Source organism: Bacillus sp. 9.4 (genome assembly GCF_055486415.1).
The window spans coordinates 312,521-329,707 of the sequence record NZ_JBVFMU010000001.1; the positions used below are offsets into that span (position 1 = coordinate 312,521).

Consider the following 17,187-nt stretch of genomic DNA (forward strand, 5'->3'; position numbering starts at 1 on the left):
TTAATAATCCCCTTTCTTTTGGTGAACCGTTCTTTGAGCAGATAAAAAAGAAGCTAATTTCTCCCTGGTCGGCAAACCGTCCATATCTCCCGGTGCCTGCACTTGCAAAGCGCCAATCGCATTTCCCCTTTGCACCGCATCCTTGTACGACAAGCCGTCTAGGATACCGCTGATTACACCGACTGCAAATCCGTCTCCGGCGCCGACCGTATCAACCACCCGGTCGACCCGGCAGCCTTCTAGAAATCCTTCACTTGTCCCCGTTTTAAAGTAAGCGCCTTCTTTTCCGAGTTTAATAGCGACAAAGCTGGCACCTTTTTTCAAATAATAGTCGGCAATGCCTTCAGGTGTTTTTTCTCCGGTCAATAGCTCTCCCTCTGCGATACCCGGGAAAAACCAGTCTGCAAGCCCAGCCAGATCGTTGATTGTGTGTACCATTGTTGCTTGATCAGGCCAAAGCGAAGGTCTTACATTAGGGTCGAATGAAATGGTTTTCCCTGCGTTTCTCATGTCGTTCATGACATGGTACGTGAAGTCTTTCATCTCGGCTGATAAGGCAGGCGGAATACCTGTCACATGCAAATGGCCTGCGCATTGAAAATAATCTCTCGGATATTCAGCAGAAGTTAATGTGCTTGCAGCTGAGTTTTTCCTATAGTAGGTAACTTGCGGGTCGCCTTCTTTCACTTTTGACTTAAGCAGCAGCCCGGTGGGATTTTCGTCCTGCGAGCGGATCACGCGGGATACATCCACTCCCTCTTTTTTAAGCTCTTGTAAAATAAACGTTCCGAGCTGATCATTGCCGACCTTGCTCATCCATCCCATTCGGAATCCGAGTCTGGCAAGGCCGCAGGCGACATTGCTTTCTGCTCCGGCAAGCCCTTTAGAAAAAGTGGATACTTCATGAAGGCCTCCATACTCATTTGCGTAAAACATGGCCATTGATTCCCCGAATGTCACCGCATCAAGCTTCATCTCTTCCCAACCTCCTCTTAGTTGAGGGCACCTAGGATTAAAGTGACTTTCTCATGATGACTTTTGCCTCTAATTCAATGGTTTGAGGCGCTCCTTTGTCACCTTCAATCCTTTTTAATACACGTTCCATCGCCGTCCTGCCCATATCATGTGACGGCTGGGCGATCGTTGTAATGCCTGGACCGATCAGTTTGTACCACTCCGTATCATCGAATCCTGCAATCCCTATATCTTGAGGGATGCGCAGGCCAAGCTCTTCCATACAGCTGATGATTTTCAGCATAATCAAGCCATTCAAAGCCAGAATCGCTTTTTTTTGCTCCGGCATTTCCTTGTGAAAAGAACGAAGCGCCGCCTTAAGCTGCTCCTTGTCTTTTACGTCAATTTCATGCAATCTGACAAGCCCGTTCACATTTTGAACCGAAGCCATTTCCTGATACACAGCTGCTCTTTCTGCACGAGGGCTGATAGAGGAAATCGGTTCGGTAAACAGCGCGACATCAGTATACCCTTTGCTGTACACCTTCTGAAGAATCTCTTTTGTGATCCATCTGTTGTCAGTCGTTACGGTATCCAGTTTCAGATCCGGCAGTTTCCGGTCAATTAAGATGGTTGGAATTTGCTGTTCAGCAAAAGCGCGCAGTACATCCTTGTTTTCCCCTGTTGCGTTTAAAATCAGGCCCTCAACCGAATGGGCTTCTAGCTTTAAGAGCATTTCCCGCTCTTTTTCAGGACTGTTATCTGTGTTGCACACCATAATGCTGTATCCATATTGATCACAAACCTCTTCGACTCCCCTGAAAGCAGCGACCGAAAAAGGATTTGTAATGTCAGCCACAACAAATCCGATTAACTTGCTTTTTTTTATTTTCAAACCTTGTGCCATTTTACTCGGCCGATAATTCAATTCTGCGATTGCCTTTTTAATGTTTTTCACTTTTTCAGGAGAAATCGCGTCAATTTTTCCGTTAATATAGCGGGAAACTGTCGATTTCGAAACTCCTGCACATTCAGCTACGTCTTTGATGGTTGTATGGCCTGTTGTTTTCTTTTTCATTCAAGTGCTCCTGTATCTCATATATTTGAAACCGATTTCAAAACCGTTACAACAAAAGAATACCATAATTTTAAAATTTGGGAAGAGTTTTTTTAATAATGTGTCAATTCATTATTTTTTCGTTGACTCTTTTCAATATTTATCCTAAAATTTTCTTTGAAACCGTTACCAAAATATTTTCATTCAAGTGATGCTGAAATCCTAACCAAGGGGGAAATATAATGGAAAATCGTTATTCTGTACATCCTGAACAGGTAAAACGCTTTACAACAGAGGAGCTTCGCAGTCATTTCTTAATGGATTCTTTATTTACAGAAAACAAACTTACGATGTATTACTCACATGAAGACCGGGTTGTCATCGGCGGAGCGGCTCCAGGGCAAAGTGAACTGAAGCTTGATGCAGGTGATTTTCTAAAAACAGACTTCTTTTTGGAACGGCGTGAAATCGGGATTATTAATGTCGGCCAGCCTGGTGCCGTTAGAGTCGGCGATGATGAATATGTGCTTCAAACAAAGGATTTTCTCTATATTGGAATGGGCAATCAGGATGTATCGTTTTCAAGCCTGAACGGGGAAAAAGCGAAGTTTTACTTCGTCTCCGCTTGCGCCCACAAAAGCTATCCGACACAAAAAGCCGCCCTATCTGAACTGACACCGGACCGCCTTGGTGATGATGCAGCGTCTAATGTCAGAAGTCTGTACAAAGTCATTCATCAGGATGGCATTAAAAGCTGTCAGCTGATGATGGGAATAACGATGTTAGATCAAAACAACAACTGGAATACCATGCCAGCACACGTTCATGACCGTCGGATGGAGGCTTATCTTTATCTGGATCTTGAAAAGGACTCAAAGGTATTTCATTTCATGGGCCAGCCGGATGAAACACGCCATCTTGTTGTTGGAAATGAGCAGGCTGTCCTTTCTCCCGCCTGGTCTATTCATTCTGGCGCAGGAACATCAAACTATAGCTTTGTGTGGGCGATGGCTGGAGAAAATTACACATTTACGGACATGGATCTCGTTCCGATGGATGGGCTGAAATAAGATGGGTTATCTACATGACGCCTTTTCATTAGAAGGAAAAACAGCGCTGGTGACAGGCCCGGGAACAGGGATCGGTCAAGGGATAGCCAAAGCCCTAGCCGGGGCTGGCGCTGATATCATCGGCACATCACATACAAGCAGTCTGTCTGAAACACAGCAGCTTGTGGAACAGGAAGGCCGGATATTTACATCTTTTACATTGGACATGAGCAAGCCGGAAGCGATAAAGGATTCTGCAGCTGAGCTGTTTGAAAACAGGCAGATCGACATCCTTGTCAATAATGCCGGCATTATTCATCGGGAAAAAGCGGAAGATTTTTCAGAAGAGAACTGGCAGCACGTACTGAATGTCAATCTAAACAGCCTGTTTATTCTGACACAGCTTGCTGGCGGGCACATGCTGAAAAGAGGTCATGGAAAGATTATTAATATTGCCTCTCTCCTGTCTTTTCAAGGCGGCATCCTCGTTCCGGCTTACACCGCGAGCAAACACGCTGTTGCCGGTCTGACAAAATCATTTGCAAATGAGTGGGCAGCGTCAGGTATTCAGGTCAACGCAATCGCCCCAGGCTATATTTCTACTGCGAATACAAAGCCTATTCGGGATGACGAAAAGCGAAATGAGGACATTTTAAAGAGAATTCCTGCCGGCCGCTGGGGCCAAGCGGATGATATCGGGGGGACTGCAGTCTTTTTGGCATCACGTGCTTCAGATTATGTAAATGGACATATTTTAGCAGTTGATGGCGGCTGGCTATCCCGCTGACAAATAAAAAAAGCTGACGAACGATCGTCAGCTTTTTTCCATTACATCATGTGCGGTTCAACAGGCAAGACCTTTTTGACCTCATCAATGATGCGTTCATTTTCTCCGCCAGCGTAAATGTGAATCGAGCCGCTGTCTTGATTCGAGCGAATCAGGCGCCCGATGCCCTGCCGTACACGTAACAACATATATGGCAGATCAACTTCTTCGAACGGATCTTTTTTCGCTCCGTTGCGCTTCGCTGTAAATACAGGATCGTGTGGCGGGAACGGCAATGACCAAATGGTAACATTCTTCAATGCGTCACCGGGAATGTCGAGTCCTTCCCATAAGTGAACTGAACAAAGTACTGTTTCCTCTTCCTCTTGGAATTTCTCTACTAAGCTGCTGATTTCCTCATCACCTTCGAAGAAAATTGGATACGGCAGCTCCCATGCCGCCGACAGCTCTTTAAACTCGTTTAATTCTTCAAAAGAAGGGAAAAGCACCAGCGTTCTTCCTTTGTAACGTTTGATTGTTTCAATCGTTTCAGCCGTTTTTTGTTCAGCGGCCATATCTGTTTTTGCGTATAGATTAATACTCATTTGCTCGTCATAATCATAAGGGGAATCAACAGTTAATGACAAATAATCATGAATCCCAAGACTGTCGGCAATATAATCAAACGAACCGCCTTCTGACAGCGTAGCAGAAGAGAAGATATAAGGAATTTTCTTAGAAAACACTTTTTCGCCAAGTACTTCTGCTACCGTTCTCGGCATCACGACAAAGGTTGATTCTGCTTCCTTTTTCTCCAGCCAGCTGATCGCATCCTTTTGATATAGAGATAATGAATACGCCATTTGTTCAACATATTCTTCCACTACTGACAGTTCGTATTGATCAATCGTATACATTTCAGACTCAAATACAAGTGCCTCACCGATTTTATCAAGTAAACGGCAAAGCTCGTCCGCCGCCTTTTTGACACGATGGTCATTTTTTATTTCTAAACGGTGTGAACCGGCTACTTCCTTTGATTCTTCAGAAAGAACATAGAAAAATTCGTCGTTTGCGAGAAGCGCATCTTCAATCAATTCTGCAAACTCTTCTCTGATGTCATTTTGCAGCAATCGTTCTAAAAACAATTCAAGAGTAGACTGCTTCACTCTATAGGTTAGCGCTTTTTGCGCAGCAAACTCTAACAAATGCCCCTCATCAAATACAACTGCACTATGATCAGGCAAGAGCGGCAGCTGGCCCTCTCGTTTGCGTGATTCTTCCGTCCACACATGCTCCATATAAAAATCATGGGAACAAATGATTAAGTCCGTTGACTTGCGGTAGTAATCTCTGGAAAGCGTCAGACCGCATCTGTGTCTCATATCACAAGTCAGACAGTCCTGAAACGAGTCGTAACTTACGTCAGACCACTCTTCATTCGATAGATTTGCGTACTGCTTACGGTCGCCATACGGATAAAAGCGCTGCATCGCCTGTGACTCGTGGACAAATGACGGTAACGACTCATAAAGATCCAGCCATTTATCATCATCAGAACGCTGCATTGTTTTTTCAAGCTTCTTCAAGCATAAATATTGCTCATGTGATTTTGACAGCCTTGTATCAATTTTCAGATCAAGATGCTCAGCCAGCTTAGAAATATCGCCCTCTTTTTTCACCAGCTGTTCAATTAATGTTTCATCTGCACAAGCGATGATGGCGGGTTTGCCGACATATCTTGCATAGCTGATTGCAAAAAGAAGATAAACCAGCGTTTTCCCCGTTCCCACTCCAGCTTCGGCGAACATGACTTTTTTCTCTTTAAACGCCCGCTCCAGCTGAAAAGCCATAAATACTTGCTCATCCCGAAGATCAAACCCTTTTTCGGGAAGGATATCGTAAAACACGTCACCAATCCAATTGTTCAATTCTTCATAAAAATTCTTTGTTTTCGTTAAAGAAAAAGGCAAACGTGATGTTGTCACCTAGTTCCAACCCCCAACTATTCGACATTCAGACCACCAATAATATCATTTTCCGCTGATGAATACAATAAAAAAACTTGGCGATGCCAAGTTTTTTGCAGTTTACTTACGATTGATCACATGCGACGATAAAAAAGGATGGTCTGTTGAATAAATATGTTCTACCGCTTTTTCTAAATCAGTTTGCGCATGCGAAATCACAGACGGAGACGATTCAGTCCCGAGCTCCTTCAGCTCGTTTGCTGTTGCGTCAAGCGCCCTTTGAATAAGATTAAAATGTTCGCTGTTCAGCATGAGATCACCTCTGATGGAAATAATCATCATTGTATGCGAACTTTTCATTTTATATACATGCTTTACCGCATGTTATCACCGAAACATGCACAAACTACACTTGATATTCCGTCTCCGGATTATCCGTCTTATCAACAATATTCTATCAGGGAGTGATGTTGACATGAGTTATAGAAACCGATTAGATCAGCATTCTGAACTGTTTCATCACAATTGGACGCGGCCTAAACGTTCTAAGTCTCAAGTAAACGGTCACACTGAAATGTCCCAAACCAACATTATATTGAGAAGCAACGCGAAAGCTCACCGTTGGTAACGATAGAATAGAGCTGAAAGATGAAAGAAGACGCATGCAGAGCGTCTTCTTTTTATGCGTTTTCTGTTTTCTTGCGCTGCGGTCTTACTTTTGACCAGTATTGATAATAATCCGTTTTAATAAACCCGTTAAAGAGTTTTCGTTTCTTCGTTGCTTTTCTGCCATATGCTTCCTCAAAGTTTTCATTTGATGTCAGCATATACACAGACCAAGTATCAAGCGGCTCGAACGCCTGCCCCATTTCTTTGTACATCTGCTCAACGGCTTTTTTCTCGCCGAGACGCTCTCCATATGGCGGGTTGCCGACAATTACGCCAAACTCCAGATTTGTGGTAAAGTCTTTGACCTGCATCTGTTTGAACTGGATTAGATCTCCCAGTCCTGCTTCCTCTGCATTTTCTTTTGCGATTTGAACCATGCGGTGGTCTATGTCGCTAGCGAAAATTGTAAGCGGCTGATCATAATTTGCCTTTTCTTCGACTTCAAGCCGCGCTTTGTTCCACAGATCTTTACCGATCCATTCCCAATCCTCTGATACAAAATCGCGGTTGAATCCCGGGGCGATGTTTTGGCCGATTAACGCCGCTTCTATCGCGATTGTTCCGGAGCCGCAGAAAGGATCAACAAGCGGGCGGTCAGGCGTCCAATTGGTTAATTGCACCAAAGCGGCAGCAAGTGTTTCTTTAATCGGCGCACCGCCCTGATCGACACGGTATCCTCGTTTGTGAAGGCCTGTCCCTGATGAGTCCAGTGTAATCAAAGCCTGATCTTTCAATAAAGAAATTTCGACTTTATACTCGGCACCTGTTTCTTCAATCCAATCATTGGCTTTGCCGGACTGCAGCTTGAGCTTTTCGACAATTGCTTTTTTGACGATCCGCTGACAGTCGGGAACGCTTGCAAGTGTTGATTTTACCGATTTTCCGATGACAGGGAATTTCCCGTTTTCAGGTATAAATGAGCGCCAGTTAATCGCTTTCGTTTTTTCAAACAGTTCATCAAATGTTTTCGCTTTAAAAGAAGCAACCTGAACCTTTATACGGTCGGCTGTTCTAAGCCAAAGGTTCGCACGGCAGATGGCAAGTGCATCACCTTCAAAAATAACTTTCCCGTTATCAACCTTGCATTCGTATCCTAAATCTCGTACTTCCTTTGCGACAACAGCTTCAATGCCCATCGGCGCCGTTGCAATTAGTGTATACTTCTTCATCGTATCACCCTGTCTTTTAAAACTTTTCTCTTTTCAAGATAAAAGCTCTCCTTATACGGGAGAGCTTGTTTTCATCATTTTAAATGTAAGTGGTCTAACGTTCTGTAAGCCATGTTTTGTTCCGTCGTACTGCAAACGGCTCATCACCTCGTACTCAGGCGGCAATCATCTATCTACAGAAAGCATTCTGTCCTTCTCTCCGTTGAATTCCGTTAAGAAGGTTCCCCTACCAAAATTTGGGTTTCTCGCTCGAGGGGTTTACCGCGTTCCACTCTCACCATTTCTAGTGAGACTTCGTCACTGTGGCACTTTCAAGGATACTCAGCCATATCCGAAGACGTAGGCTTTTTTCCTGCCGTCAGCCTCTAAAGACTGCCCTAGCTTATGACTTCGCTAGGCACGAACACTACGGGCATCTCAGCACCGTGCGAGCATGGACTTTCCTCTACAGATTCAAGATCTGCAGCGATTACCCGAACGTTAAGAACATGAATTATTATATAACAACTGATTACAATTTACAAGCGCCATTTTTTTCAAGCGTGATCAATCATAAAGCTTGCTGCCAAAAACGTGTTTTTCTAAGTTAGACAGCCGTTTTAAAATATCAAAGTTTGTTGTGTTAGATTGCACAGGCTGTTTTTTGCTGGCTTCTTCAAGCTGTTTTTTCAGCTGCAGATTTTCCTGCTGCAGTTCTTCAATTTCTTGATGGAAGGTTTCATAATCCTTAATAATCATATCTAAAAATTTGTCAACGTCTTCTTGCTTGTAGCCTCTAACGCCTGTTTTAAATTCTTTTTCCAAAATTTCTTTCGCAGAAAGCTTTACTTTATCAGCAAGCATCTTTTTCACCTCGTATCGTGAATCATCACATATATTTTTTCAGAAATCTGTACGGTTGTCAAATTTCTCTTATTGCTATGAGTAGCTGTCTTCCTCTACTGTCACTCTCAAGTCATCCATTGTAATAAAGTAGATGGGATAGCCATTCTGTTCGCGCCTTTTTTCCGCTGTCCCAAGCATATACTTAGGGGAGCCTTCCTTTTCCGGGTCATATAAAAGCAGAAGCCCGTCAGACTTATCAATGAAGAACTGATTTTTTTGTTTGAATTGAAGCGGGCTTTCATAAGGACGGTGAGTCAGGCTTGCTTCATAGTCTGCCTGAGCCAGAACTGCTTCATACTGTTCCTTATTCGGTTCTTTCCAGTTCTTTTCCTGCTCGTAAAATGGTGTGATGACAGCTACCTTTAAGTCAGGGTATTCTTCCTGCAAATCATATGCGGCTTCTGCCGCCCACAGCTCTGCTCCAAGCTGGCCCGAAATTAAAATCCATTCTAATCCTTCATCCAAAAAAGCAATCAGCCGGTTCTTAATGGCTTTTTTTATGTAATACAGCGCCTTGTCATCCTGCTTAAATATCCCGAGTTCAAACGGTTTATAGCCCGTTATTGCCAATACTTTCATCATTTCACCTGCTTTAAAAAATGGGGCTCCCGTGGGCCCCATTTGTTGTGCTGCATTGTTTACACCATCAAGCTGCACGTTTTCCATACTAGTAGTCGCAGCAAGGTTTTCCTGCTTGAAAATGCTGATGCGTAGCCGGGTCAACATTTGAGAAAGTGTGTGGAAAGTAGTGAACGTGCTGAAAATGCTGGTGGTTTACGTTTGTTGTATGCTGTGGGTGAATGTGCGGCACGATAGTCTTCGAAAACGTATGGTGTTCACAGCAATGAGTAGGATGGACAATTGGCGCCATCATATGCGGTCTGCAGTGATGCATGATAAAATCCCCTTTCCATAAACTTTATTACAATACTAAGCTATGAAAAATAAGGGGTACATGTTCTGATGCAAAGACCTATTTTAAAAGTGTGCAATTAAGCTGTCTTTAAAGTTTGAAAACACAAAAGCAATCAAAAATACCACAACAAAGAACAAGTAAAAAACACCCTTATACATACCAACTCTCCCTTTAAAAATAACTAACGTCATTTTACAGGATTCGCCGCTATTCTACAACAAAATCAATGTGAATTCAGCAAAAAAAATTCATGGCGAAACAAGTCGTCTTTTGCGCTTTCCCGGGGAATATTTAAGAGGAATATTTCCTCTTCAGCCGGGCAATTCTCACATGCAGTTTTTCAGTTTCTTTCTCTGATAAGCATGCCGCATCGCTAAGCAATTGCTCTGCTATTTGCAATGCTTTTCCGAATTCTTTTTTCTTATGCTCAAAATATTTCGCGAGCTCTATTACAGCAGCGTATCTGCACTTCTGGTTATGCGAGCGGGACAGCTTTTCCCAAAGCGGCACTGCTTCTTCCAAGCGGTTTTGTTTTTTGTACAGAAGCGATAAATCCAGCCGTGCACTGTCCTGGTCCTCAAACGATTTTTCTATAAGCCTTTCCAACTGCTTGATCGCTTGGTCCGTTTCTTTATGAGCCATAAACCATTTCGCCATAGCATAGGCTTCACTGTGTTCTTTTGGCGCATGTGATTCTGAAAGGATTTTTTTAGACATATGGATGTACAATGAAATGAGCGATAACACATCCATTTCATTATGATGCAGGACACCTTTTAAAAGATCCGGCTCTTGCGCCTTGATAAAATGAAAGTAAAGCATTGGCGCCAAGTAGCCCGGTGTGTCTTCTAGTCTGCGGATGCCGAGCTCCTCTTTTTCAACCGTGCCAAGAGATACGCGGTCCATTTTGTGTTTCCACAGGCGTCTAGCTCCATGCAAAAGATCAAAGTGGCCAAATTCCGGAAGCTTCGGAAGTCTGTCACGGATCAAGGTGTGTCTTGTTTTCACCTGCGGCCAATCAAAGGCTTTGCCGTTGTAGGTCACAAGTGATGTAATGTCAACCTCGCTTAAAAAGCTTTGGTACAAGGCGACTTCGTTCCCCGGTTTGGGCAAAAGATGCTGTTTGACTGTCACTCGGTCTTCATATACTCTCGCATGCCCAAGCAAAAAAATGGTATTCCCAGCTCCACCCCCAAGACCGGTTGTTTCTGTATCAAAGAAAAAGAGGTTGTTTTTGTTATACCCTTTTGCTGACAACGTATGCGACAGGCCGCTTTGATTCCACAGTGTGATCACTTCCTCAAGCTCAGAAAAGCTGTATAACCCATGGCGGTGAGAAAGCGGATATTCTACTTCTCTGATAAGGCAGTATTCATCTTCGAAGATGAAAGGCTTCATGCCAAAAGCCTCCCACTCTTCTAAAAACGGGATGTCATCAAAGTGGTTTTCTTGTTTGCCTGCTTCTATTTTTTGTTCTCCTTCATCGAGCACCATGTGCTTTTTCATCCGTTGGAGTTTCCCTTTTAATGACATATCCGGCCTCCCTCCTTACGACATTTGATCCAACAGCTGCAAAATTCTTTCCTTTGCTTTTATCCCTTCTATTTCCGTACCTATACAAGACGGACAGCCGTCATGACAAGGACAATGTGTAATCAGTTGTTTCGCCGCTTCATTAATGTCTGAAAAACGTTTAAAGACTTCCTCCGCCAAACCGATACCGCCCGGATAATGATCATATAAAAATATGGTTGGCAATCCGGTATGGGCTGCTTTAATTTGAGAAACAACATGAACATCATTTCGATCACACATGATATACACAGGGACAATATGCTGCAGCACATTCGAGATGCCGAGAAGCAGCTGTTCCAGTGTCTTTTCCCCGATGTCTTCATCCGCTGTTTTGATTTCGAGCCAAGCTGCACTTGTATGCAGTTCTTCTTCCGGCAAATGAATAGGTCCAGACCCAATATTTTCAAAAGTGGTCATTTTTATTTTTTTAAAAATGGTCGGCAGGGCATTGACAGTGACGTCTCCGTAGTGCAATGACGTACGGCTTTTTTCTTTCGTTTTATCGATTTCTAAAACCTTCAGCTGAACTGCCAGGTTTGCATCCGTATAATATTCGACATCGACTTTTCTGACATACGCCTTTTTATGGTCCCAATCGAGCCTCTCAACTTGATACTGAACGCCTTCATGCAAATAAATCGCTTCATCATGTAAAAGCGTCATCGCGCTAAAACGGTCCATTTCACCTATAATCCTTACATTTGCAATATCCGACTGATCAACTATAACGACATTTTCCTGGGAGGCGGAACGCAAACTGATGTTTGAAGCAGGGAACGACTCACTTGCCCAATGGTACCGTTCGCCGTTGCGGTGAAGAACAGCCTCTTCCTGAAGATACTCAAGAATATCACTGACTTCTATGGGTCCAAATTCTTCATCAGCTCTAAAAGGAAGCTCATAAGCCGCACACTTTAAGTGGTCTACTAAAATAATCAAATTCTCCGGATTGATTCTTGCAGATTCCGGCGAACGATTAAAGAAATATTCAGGATGCCGCACAATATATTGGTCAATCGGTGTTGAATTGGCTACCATGATAATCAAAGATTCACCGTGTCTTCTGCCGGCCCGTCCCGCCTGCTGCCAAGCACTTGCAACACTTCCGGGATACCCCGTCATTACACACACTTGCAGCTGGCCGATATCAACACCAAGCTCTAAGGCATTCGTACTGACCACTCCTAAAATGTCGCCTTCTCTCAGTCCTCTTTCGATTTCTCTTCGCTCTTTCGGCAGATAGCCTCCCCGATAGCCTCTGATTGATTTTGTTCCAATCTCTTTTTTCACAAGCTCCTGAATATGGCTTAAAATAATTTCCACCCGAACTCTGCTTCTGGCAAAAACAATGGTCTGCACTTTGTTTTTAAGGAACTCTTTCGCCAGTTCATTCACTTCTGCGGTTGCGCTCCTTCTAATATTCAGCGGTTTGTTCACAATTGGCGGATTGTAAAACACAAAATGCTTGCGTCCGCTCGGTGCGCCGTTGTCATCGACCAGCCGCATCGGTTTGCCTGTCAGCTGCTCTCCCAATTCCTTTGGGTTGGCAATTGTTGCGGAAGTACAAATAAAAACTGGATCACTTCCATAAAACCGGCAGATCCGCTTCAGCCGCCGGATCACATTTGCCACATGGCTGCCGAACACACCTCGATACGTATGAAGCTCATCGATGACGATATACTTAAGGTTTTCAAACAAACTGACCCATTTCGTATGATGCGGTAGAATGGCAGAATGCAGCATATCGGGGTTTGTAATGACAATATGACCTGCTTTTCTCACCTTTTGTCTGATTGCCGGAGACGTATCCCCGTCATATGTAAAGCTTTTAATATCAATGCCCATTTCATCAATAATTTCATTTAGCTCGCTCTTTTGGTCTTGTGCCAGCGCTTTAGTCGGAAATAAATATAACGCCCGGTTTGTTTCATCTTGGGCGATGGACTGCAGGACTGGGAGGTTGTAGCATAACGTTTTTCCTGATGCTGTTGGCGTTACGGTAACGATGCTTTCTCCTTTTTGCACATATTGAAAAGCGGAATATTGGTGAGTATATAGTTCATCAATGCCCCTTTTCGAAAGGGCCGCTTTGATTCTCTCGTCTATACTTTCGGGCATAGGCCTTGTTTTTGCTTCCCGAGGCTCAATTTCATGCCAATTCACAACGTTTTCATTTCCTTTTAAATCAGAAATGAGTTCAGTCAGTGATTTCTTTTTCATTCTTTACACCTCTTTGTCAAGTACAGTTTACCGAATATTTGTTTGCATGGCTAGGTGCAAATTTTATACAGTTGAATAAAAAAAGCAAGGCATACGCCCTGCTTATTTCGCTTTTATTGTAAGGAGCTTTGATTCGCCTTTACGAGCAGCCTTTTCGCCTGCCGGCACAATTGATCCTACAGCCTCACCATTCATTATAACGATTGGGATGACTGTGCTGCTCGCTTTTTCTTTTATTAATTCCAAATCACATGTAATCAGCGGGTCACCGACCTTCACTTTATCCCCTTCTTTAATGTGGGCAGTAAATCCTTCTCCGTTCATATTGACTGTCTCCAGCCCGACATGAATTAACAGCTCAATTCCCGAGCGAGTCCGAATGCCAACGGCGTGTTTGGTGTGGAAAATCTGAATGACTTCACCTTCAGCGGGAGAAACGATTTCACCGCTAGAAGGTTCCACCGCTATTCCTTCTCCCATCATTTTCTGTGAAAAAACAGGGTCCGGCACATCTGACAGGTCCATTACTGTACCGTCTGCCGGAGAATAAATAACCTCTTCTGTCACCTTTTCCTGAGTTTTGCCCATTCCGAATAATTTTTTCAGCAATGTATTTTCTCCCTTCTCATTCACTTCAACCGTTATCCCTTCATTCACCACTATTTAACCACACTTTCAATTTTGCTTCAATTTATAACAACATCTGGCATAGACGCATAATCTGGTTAAAAAAGGCGGTGGCGAAATTGGAATTCCATGATGACAAAAAGAACGAACTGCAAAAGAAAGAAGAAATCATAACGGAGGCAATCGACACTCTTTTTCAATCCTCAGCGTTCGGCAACCTTATAAACGGATTTCAGAACCTGATCAACTCGAGTTTAAAGGATGTGCAGACGACCATACATGTCAGAGAAAGAGATACTGGGCTGTATATCGATATTACCATTCCGGCGACGTTTCGAGATGGCGAGATCGTCGTTGATGTTAAATCGAGGTATCTCCATGTAACACTCCAAGAAAAACAGAAACACCAAAATGAGGCTACCTTTACAAGCATGACAAGAACAGTTCAGCTGCCTTATGAAGTTCGCCAAGAAGATATGGAAACGTCTTGGAACGAGCAGACAATGACACTTTTCTTTCCAAAAAATAAGCATGAATGAACGATTCATTCATGCTTCTATCATTTAAAAAAGCTGGTAAATCCCTTTATTAAAGATCCGACCTGATTCATTGCACTCATTACTTGACCTGTCGTATCCATCATTTTATTAAAATCAAATTGCCCATTGGCTTTTTTGAACTGCGACATAATGCTTTGAAATTGCGAAGGCTGCTGTTGATTAGGCCTTGGGATAGGATAAGGGTTAGAAAATACAGGCGGCTGCATAGGCATAGGCTGGATCGGAGCATAGGGCTGATAATAATCCTGCTGTCCATAATGCTGCTGAGGCAGTTGTTGCTCTAAATAACCGGGTGCAGCCTGCTGATAATATCCTTGCATTTGCTGAGGATAATAATAGCCCATTTGCCGAGGATAGCTTCGAGAGCTCCTGTTCATTGCGATTCCCCCCTAAACACAACATATTTCTCTTCTATATATGTATGAATGACTTCTATTGTTTGTGTCACAAGTGATGATTAGCATTTGTCAAATTGTGTCGAAAGTTTAAATTTTTTAAAAACAGAAAAAAGTCGAATCATTATGGTACCATATTTTCAATACAGATGAGAGGGGATGCACCATAATGAACGTATCATACTTAAGCAAACGTTTTGCAGAAATGAAGAAATATGAAACAGACTGTATGAATAAACTGATGGACTTTGCCAAGTTCCTCTATATTCAAGGACATCTCAGCATAACTGAGTTTCGTAACAGTATGAAGGTTCTCGAAGCAAATGGAGCAGAAAGCCCGGCATATGAGATGAATTAACGTCCGGCCCCCTATAAAAACGAAAAGAAGACAGCCTTTTACCGGCTGTCTTCTCTTGCAATTTCATCCTTTACTGCGTGTAATGTATAAAGGACTGACTCAGTGATGTCCTTGAATCGTTTTTTATGAATATGATGAACATATGATTGAAGGACCAATTCCAGGAAATTATCTTTTACGGTCTCAATTTGCTCTTTATGCACATATTTTGGCCGGTGGGCTTTTATCAATTCAAGAGCACCCTCTGCCCAGCGGGCCGCCAGTTCATCATTCTCTTCAACTGCAGGCTTTATCGTCTCAAAAAAATCATAAGAATGATTACTGTTTTTTCCTTCCTGATACCGATCAGCGCCTTTTTCAGCAACTTCAATCATTTGCTCGGTCATTTCCAGCAATGTTTGTGATAGCAATACCTTTCACCTCAATGCCTATCGTACCAAATTTCACTCGCAAATTCAGCCGATGCGGTATACCTTCTCAAACGCATACCTGTGTTCAGGCGATTGATACAGCTCATTTATACAAATATGAAGATCTATGATTTCTTCTTCAAGCATACTTAGGCGATCGTTTTCCGTTTCCCGCATCTCAGCCTCTAATGCATTTACAGAATGATTCAGGCTTTGCTCAGCTCGCGTTAATTCATCTTCTATATCAGAAAGCATACGGAGAATATCTGTCTTGCATACATAACCGGACATTCGTGTACCTCCCTTTCCTTGTCTCTCCCGGTTAAAATTCTTTGCTCTCAAGGCTCTTTCCTTCCTCATGACAAAACTAGAAGCAAATCGCCAAACAAACAGGTATTCCACGAAAAGCTGAAGTTTTCGACAAAAACACCCGCAAAAATTGTATGATCCTCCTCCTTAATGCAAACGATACTTGTGAGGAGGTGCCGTATGAAAACAAGACCGAAAAAAGCCGGCCAGCAAAAAAAGACTGAATCAAAGGCAATCGATTCTTTAGATAAAAAATTAGGCGGCCCGAACCGCCCTTCTACGTAAGAAGCAAGGAATTTCCTTGCTTCTTTATTTTTTTAGCCACTGCTCCACCGCAAAAAGCGCATGAAGCTGGCGCTTTTTATGTAAATACCAGTCTGTCAATTCAATCTGCTTCGGCAATTCCTCGCGCCTAAAGAACGTTTTCTTTATCTTTCCATGAAACCAATCTGTTTTCGTTCCGTCTAATGAGTGGATTAACTCAGGGTAGCATGTCCTTAGCATAGGAGATGTTCTTTTTGTAATCCCGATCATCTTTTCCATATCAAAACGGGAACCTGTGTGCGGCACTGTGTGCAAAAAGTGATAAAAAGAGGAGAACAATTCTGGCTTGAACAGCAATTGAGACAGCTGCTTTCCCAGCCTTATCCTTTCCTCCGCCTTTGAAAAGCGTTTCACTGAAATGCCGTAAAGAAACCCATTTGAGGAAGGAAAAATAACGGTGTTAAAATGAAACCAGTCACTTAAATAAAAAGGAATCGTGTCAAAAACATTCTTTTTAAACGAAGGATTTTGTATAATAGGTGTTTGGATAGTGTTTTGTTCATTTATAATGAGGGCATACATTAGCCGCTCCGTATTTCGCTCATGCCAAAAACGGGTCCATTCTTCCGACATAAATTGTGAGACGCCAAACACATGCAGAAGATGAAACAGCGGTTTCCCGACTCTTTTTGACCAGTGGTATAGTAGAAGCTGCGGATAGGCATCCGAAAAAATAAGCCAGTTCGCTCTTTCATAGGCTAAAAAGAACCATTTTTGCTGTCTCTCACGGAGTCCAAGCTGAAACAGACTGCCTTTTAAGTCAGTCATTGACCAGCCGGCATTACGAGAAACGAAAGAAGCCAAAAGCGACCATTTGATTTCCGGATGACGGTCGTAAAATGCTTTATAAGCATTTGTTCTTGAAATGTTATCCGCGTTTTTCATTTTTGTCTGCCGCTCAATCCGGCTCAGAAGCTTTCTGATGGTCTGTTGTTCTTGCACGTTCATTCACTTCCGTCATGATTAGTTTA

Annotated in this window: 22 protein-coding genes and 1 other RNA gene; 6 read left to right on the forward strand and 17 right to left on the reverse strand. The window is 43.0% G+C overall.

Annotated features, from left to right (window positions below; genetic code table 11):
- On the reverse strand, positions 1–975 hold the full coding sequence (kdgK, locus tag ACZ07B_RS02025; RefSeq protein WP_015251846.1) for a 2-dehydro-3-deoxygluconokinase: 975 nt from the start codon (positions 973–975) through the stop codon (positions 1–3).
- 37 nt (positions 976–1,012) lie between these two features.
- Positions 1,013–2,032 carry a pectin utilization transcriptional regulator KdgR gene (kdgR, locus tag ACZ07B_RS02030; protein WP_015383935.1) on the reverse strand — a complete coding sequence of 340 codons (1,020 nt, stop codon included), beginning with the start codon at positions 2,030–2,032 and terminating at the stop codon, positions 1,013–1,015.
- A 221-nt stretch (positions 2,033–2,253) separates the two neighbouring features.
- Between kdgR and kduI the strand changes: the two genes are divergently transcribed.
- Both kduI and kduD read left to right on the forward strand, forming a co-directional pair.
- On the forward strand, positions 2,254–3,081 hold the full coding sequence (gene kduI, locus ACZ07B_RS02035) for a 5-dehydro-4-deoxy-D-glucuronate isomerase (protein WP_130572497.1): 828 nt from the start codon (positions 2,254–2,256) through the stop codon (positions 3,079–3,081).
- A 1-nt stretch (position 3,082) separates the two neighbouring features.
- Positions 3,083–3,847 (forward strand): 2-dehydro-3-deoxy-D-gluconate 5-dehydrogenase KduD, encoded by a 765-nt coding sequence (gene kduD / locus ACZ07B_RS02040; protein WP_134157108.1) that lies wholly within the window; start codon positions 3,083–3,085, stop codon positions 3,845–3,847.
- A gap of 41 nt (positions 3,848–3,888) precedes the next feature.
- On the opposite strand, the gene ACZ07B_RS02045 is transcribed toward kduD, so the two are convergent.
- Complete coding sequence (locus ACZ07B_RS02045) at positions 3,889–5,814, reverse strand: ATP-dependent DNA helicase (protein ID WP_015251842.1); 1,926 nt, start codon at positions 5,812–5,814, stop codon at positions 3,889–3,891.
- Positions 5,815–5,916: 102 nt separating this feature from the next.
- Positions 5,917–6,108, reverse strand: a complete 192-nt coding sequence (locus ACZ07B_RS02050; protein WP_123373263.1) for a hypothetical protein — start codon at positions 6,106–6,108, stop codon at positions 5,917–5,919.
- A 163-nt stretch (positions 6,109–6,271) separates the two neighbouring features.
- Here ACZ07B_RS02050 and ACZ07B_RS02055 point away from each other — a divergent pair, with 163 nt between their 5' ends.
- The gene (locus ACZ07B_RS02055) at positions 6,272–6,424 is read left to right on the forward strand and encodes a YpzG family protein (RefSeq protein WP_010327933.1); all 153 of its coding nucleotides are present in this window, start codon (positions 6,272–6,274) and stop codon (positions 6,422–6,424) included.
- A gap of 52 nt (positions 6,425–6,476) precedes the next feature.
- On the opposite strand, the gene ACZ07B_RS02060 is transcribed toward ACZ07B_RS02055, so the two are convergent.
- From ACZ07B_RS02060 to ACZ07B_RS02100, 9 genes are all read right to left on the reverse strand, one after another.
- Positions 6,477–7,634, reverse strand: a complete 1,158-nt coding sequence (locus ACZ07B_RS02060; RefSeq protein WP_134157110.1) for a THUMP domain-containing class I SAM-dependent RNA methyltransferase — start codon at positions 7,632–7,634, stop codon at positions 6,477–6,479.
- 100 nt (positions 7,635–7,734) lie between these two features.
- Positions 7,735–8,115: RNase P RNA component class B (rnpB, locus tag ACZ07B_RS02065), an RNA gene on the reverse strand.
- 65 nt (positions 8,116–8,180) lie between these two features.
- A complete protein-coding gene (gene gpsB / locus ACZ07B_RS02070) occupies positions 8,181–8,477 on the reverse strand; it encodes a cell division regulator GpsB (protein ID WP_003225629.1) in 297 nt (98 codons plus the stop codon).
- A 75-nt stretch (positions 8,478–8,552) separates the two neighbouring features.
- Positions 8,553–9,098 (reverse strand): SLOG family protein, encoded by a 546-nt coding sequence (locus ACZ07B_RS02075; protein WP_024571852.1) that lies wholly within the window; start codon positions 9,096–9,098, stop codon positions 8,553–8,555.
- An 88-nt stretch (positions 9,099–9,186) separates the two neighbouring features.
- Positions 9,187–9,414: a spore coat protein CotD gene (gene cotD, locus ACZ07B_RS02080; RefSeq protein ID WP_010886551.1), complete on the reverse strand. Its 228-nt coding sequence runs from the start codon at positions 9,412–9,414 to the stop codon at positions 9,187–9,189.
- 83 nt (positions 9,415–9,497) lie between these two features.
- On the reverse strand, positions 9,498–9,626 hold the full coding sequence (locus ACZ07B_RS02085; protein ID WP_003230707.1) for a hypothetical protein: 129 nt from the start codon (positions 9,624–9,626) through the stop codon (positions 9,498–9,500).
- Positions 9,627–9,726: 100 nt separating this feature from the next.
- Positions 9,727–10,968: a metal-dependent exonucleaseMrfB gene (mrfB, locus tag ACZ07B_RS02090; RefSeq protein ID WP_153256151.1), complete on the reverse strand. Its 1,242-nt coding sequence runs from the start codon at positions 10,966–10,968 to the stop codon at positions 9,727–9,729.
- Positions 10,969–10,983: 15 nt separating this feature from the next.
- Entirely contained in the window at positions 10,984–13,233 is a 2,250-nt protein-coding gene (gene mrfA / locus ACZ07B_RS02095) for an ATP-dependent helicase MrfA (RefSeq protein ID WP_336805239.1), read from the reverse strand.
- Positions 13,234–13,335: 102 nt separating this feature from the next.
- Positions 13,336–13,842 (reverse strand): PTS sugar transporter subunit IIA, encoded by a 507-nt coding sequence (locus tag ACZ07B_RS02100; protein ID WP_015483368.1) that lies wholly within the window; start codon positions 13,840–13,842, stop codon positions 13,336–13,338.
- A 137-nt stretch (positions 13,843–13,979) separates the two neighbouring features.
- Between ACZ07B_RS02100 and ACZ07B_RS02105 the strand changes: the two genes are divergently transcribed.
- Complete coding sequence (locus tag ACZ07B_RS02105; protein ID WP_004398640.1) at positions 13,980–14,399, forward strand: Hsp20/alpha crystallin family protein; 420 nt, start codon at positions 13,980–13,982, stop codon at positions 14,397–14,399.
- Positions 14,400–14,419: 20 nt separating this feature from the next.
- Here the strand turns inward: ACZ07B_RS02105 and ACZ07B_RS02110 are convergent, their stop codons facing one another.
- Positions 14,420–14,797 (reverse strand): YppG family protein, encoded by a 378-nt coding sequence (locus ACZ07B_RS02110; protein ID WP_014477159.1) that lies wholly within the window; start codon positions 14,795–14,797, stop codon positions 14,420–14,422.
- A 187-nt stretch (positions 14,798–14,984) separates the two neighbouring features.
- Here ACZ07B_RS02110 and ACZ07B_RS02115 point away from each other — a divergent pair, with 187 nt between their 5' ends.
- Positions 14,985–15,173, forward strand: coding sequence for a YppF family protein (locus ACZ07B_RS02115; protein WP_003230690.1), 189 nt, complete (start codon positions 14,985–14,987; stop codon positions 15,171–15,173).
- A 38-nt stretch (positions 15,174–15,211) separates the two neighbouring features.
- Here ACZ07B_RS02115 and ACZ07B_RS02120 read toward each other — a convergent pair whose 3' ends face one another.
- Both ACZ07B_RS02120 and ACZ07B_RS02125 read right to left on the reverse strand, forming a co-directional pair.
- Complete coding sequence (locus ACZ07B_RS02120) at positions 15,212–15,583, reverse strand: YppE family protein (protein ID WP_015714151.1); 372 nt, start codon at positions 15,581–15,583, stop codon at positions 15,212–15,214.
- Positions 15,584–15,628: 45 nt separating this feature from the next.
- Complete coding sequence (locus ACZ07B_RS02125) at positions 15,629–15,874, reverse strand: YppD family protein (protein WP_015251831.1); 246 nt, start codon at positions 15,872–15,874, stop codon at positions 15,629–15,631.
- Positions 15,875–16,072: 198 nt separating this feature from the next.
- Between ACZ07B_RS02125 and sspM the strand changes: the two genes are divergently transcribed.
- On the forward strand, positions 16,073–16,177 hold the full coding sequence (gene sspM, locus ACZ07B_RS02130) for an acid-soluble spore protein SspM (RefSeq protein WP_003225606.1): 105 nt from the start codon (positions 16,073–16,075) through the stop codon (positions 16,175–16,177).
- A gap of 24 nt (positions 16,178–16,201) precedes the next feature.
- Here the strand turns inward: sspM and ACZ07B_RS02135 are convergent, their stop codons facing one another.
- A complete protein-coding gene (locus ACZ07B_RS02135; RefSeq protein ID WP_086344007.1) occupies positions 16,202–17,164 on the reverse strand; it encodes a DUF2515 domain-containing protein in 963 nt (320 codons plus the stop codon).
- Between the last annotated feature and the right edge of the window lie 23 nt (positions 17,165–17,187).

What these genes read in the sequence shown, in the direction of transcription:
- kdgK (WP_015251846.1), bottom strand. Translation starts at nt 975, where the DNA reads ATGAAGCTTGATGCGGTGACATTCGGGGAATCAATGGCCATGTTTTAC.
- cotD (WP_010886551.1), bottom strand. Translation starts at nt 9,414, where the DNA reads ATGCATCACTGCAGACCGCATATGATGGCGCCAATTGTCCATCCTACT.
- ACZ07B_RS02135 (WP_086344007.1), bottom strand. Translation starts at nt 17,164, where the DNA reads ATGAACGTGCAAGAACAACAGACCATCAGAAAGCTTCTGAGCCGGATT.
- ACZ07B_RS02075 (WP_024571852.1), bottom strand. Translation starts at nt 9,098, where the DNA reads ATGAAAGTATTGGCAATAACGGGCTATAAACCGTTTGAACTCGGGATA.
- sspM (WP_003225606.1), top strand. Translation starts at nt 16,073, where the DNA reads ATGAAAACAAGACCGAAAAAAGCCGGCCAGCAAAAAAAGACTGAATCA.
- ACZ07B_RS02110 (WP_014477159.1), bottom strand. Translation starts at nt 14,797, where the DNA reads ATGAACAGGAGCTCTCGAAGCTATCCTCGGCAAATGGGCTATTATTAT.
- kdgR (WP_015383935.1), bottom strand. Translation starts at nt 2,032, where the DNA reads ATGAAAAAGAAAACAACAGGCCATACAACCATCAAAGACGTAGCTGAA.
- ACZ07B_RS02085 (WP_003230707.1), bottom strand. Translation starts at nt 9,626, where the DNA reads ATGACGTTAGTTATTTTTAAAGGGAGAGTTGGTATGTATAAGGGTGTT.
- mrfA (WP_336805239.1), bottom strand. Translation starts at nt 13,233, where the DNA reads ATGAAAAAGAAATCACTGACTGAACTCATTTCTGATTTAAAAGGAAAT.
- ACZ07B_RS02060 (WP_134157110.1), bottom strand. Translation starts at nt 7,634, where the DNA reads ATGAAGAAGTATACACTAATTGCAACGGCGCCGATGGGCATTGAAGCT.
- ACZ07B_RS02055 (WP_010327933.1), top strand. Translation starts at nt 6,272, where the DNA reads ATGAGTTATAGAAACCGATTAGATCAGCATTCTGAACTGTTTCATCAC.
- ACZ07B_RS02115 (WP_003230690.1), top strand. Translation starts at nt 14,985, where the DNA reads ATGAACGTATCATACTTAAGCAAACGTTTTGCAGAAATGAAGAAATAT.
- kduD (WP_134157108.1), top strand. Translation starts at nt 3,083, where the DNA reads ATGGGTTATCTACATGACGCCTTTTCATTAGAAGGAAAAACAGCGCTG.
- ACZ07B_RS02125 (WP_015251831.1), bottom strand. Translation starts at nt 15,874, where the DNA reads ATGTCCGGTTATGTATGCAAGACAGATATTCTCCGTATGCTTTCTGAT.
- ACZ07B_RS02050 (WP_123373263.1), bottom strand. Translation starts at nt 6,108, where the DNA reads ATGCTGAACAGCGAACATTTTAATCTTATTCAAAGGGCGCTTGACGCA.
- kduI (WP_130572497.1), top strand. Translation starts at nt 2,254, where the DNA reads ATGGAAAATCGTTATTCTGTACATCCTGAACAGGTAAAACGCTTTACA.
- mrfB (WP_153256151.1), bottom strand. Translation starts at nt 10,968, where the DNA reads ATGTCATTAAAAGGGAAACTCCAACGGATGAAAAAGCACATGGTGCTC.
- gpsB (WP_003225629.1), bottom strand. Translation starts at nt 8,477, where the DNA reads ATGCTTGCTGATAAAGTAAAGCTTTCTGCGAAAGAAATTTTGGAAAAA.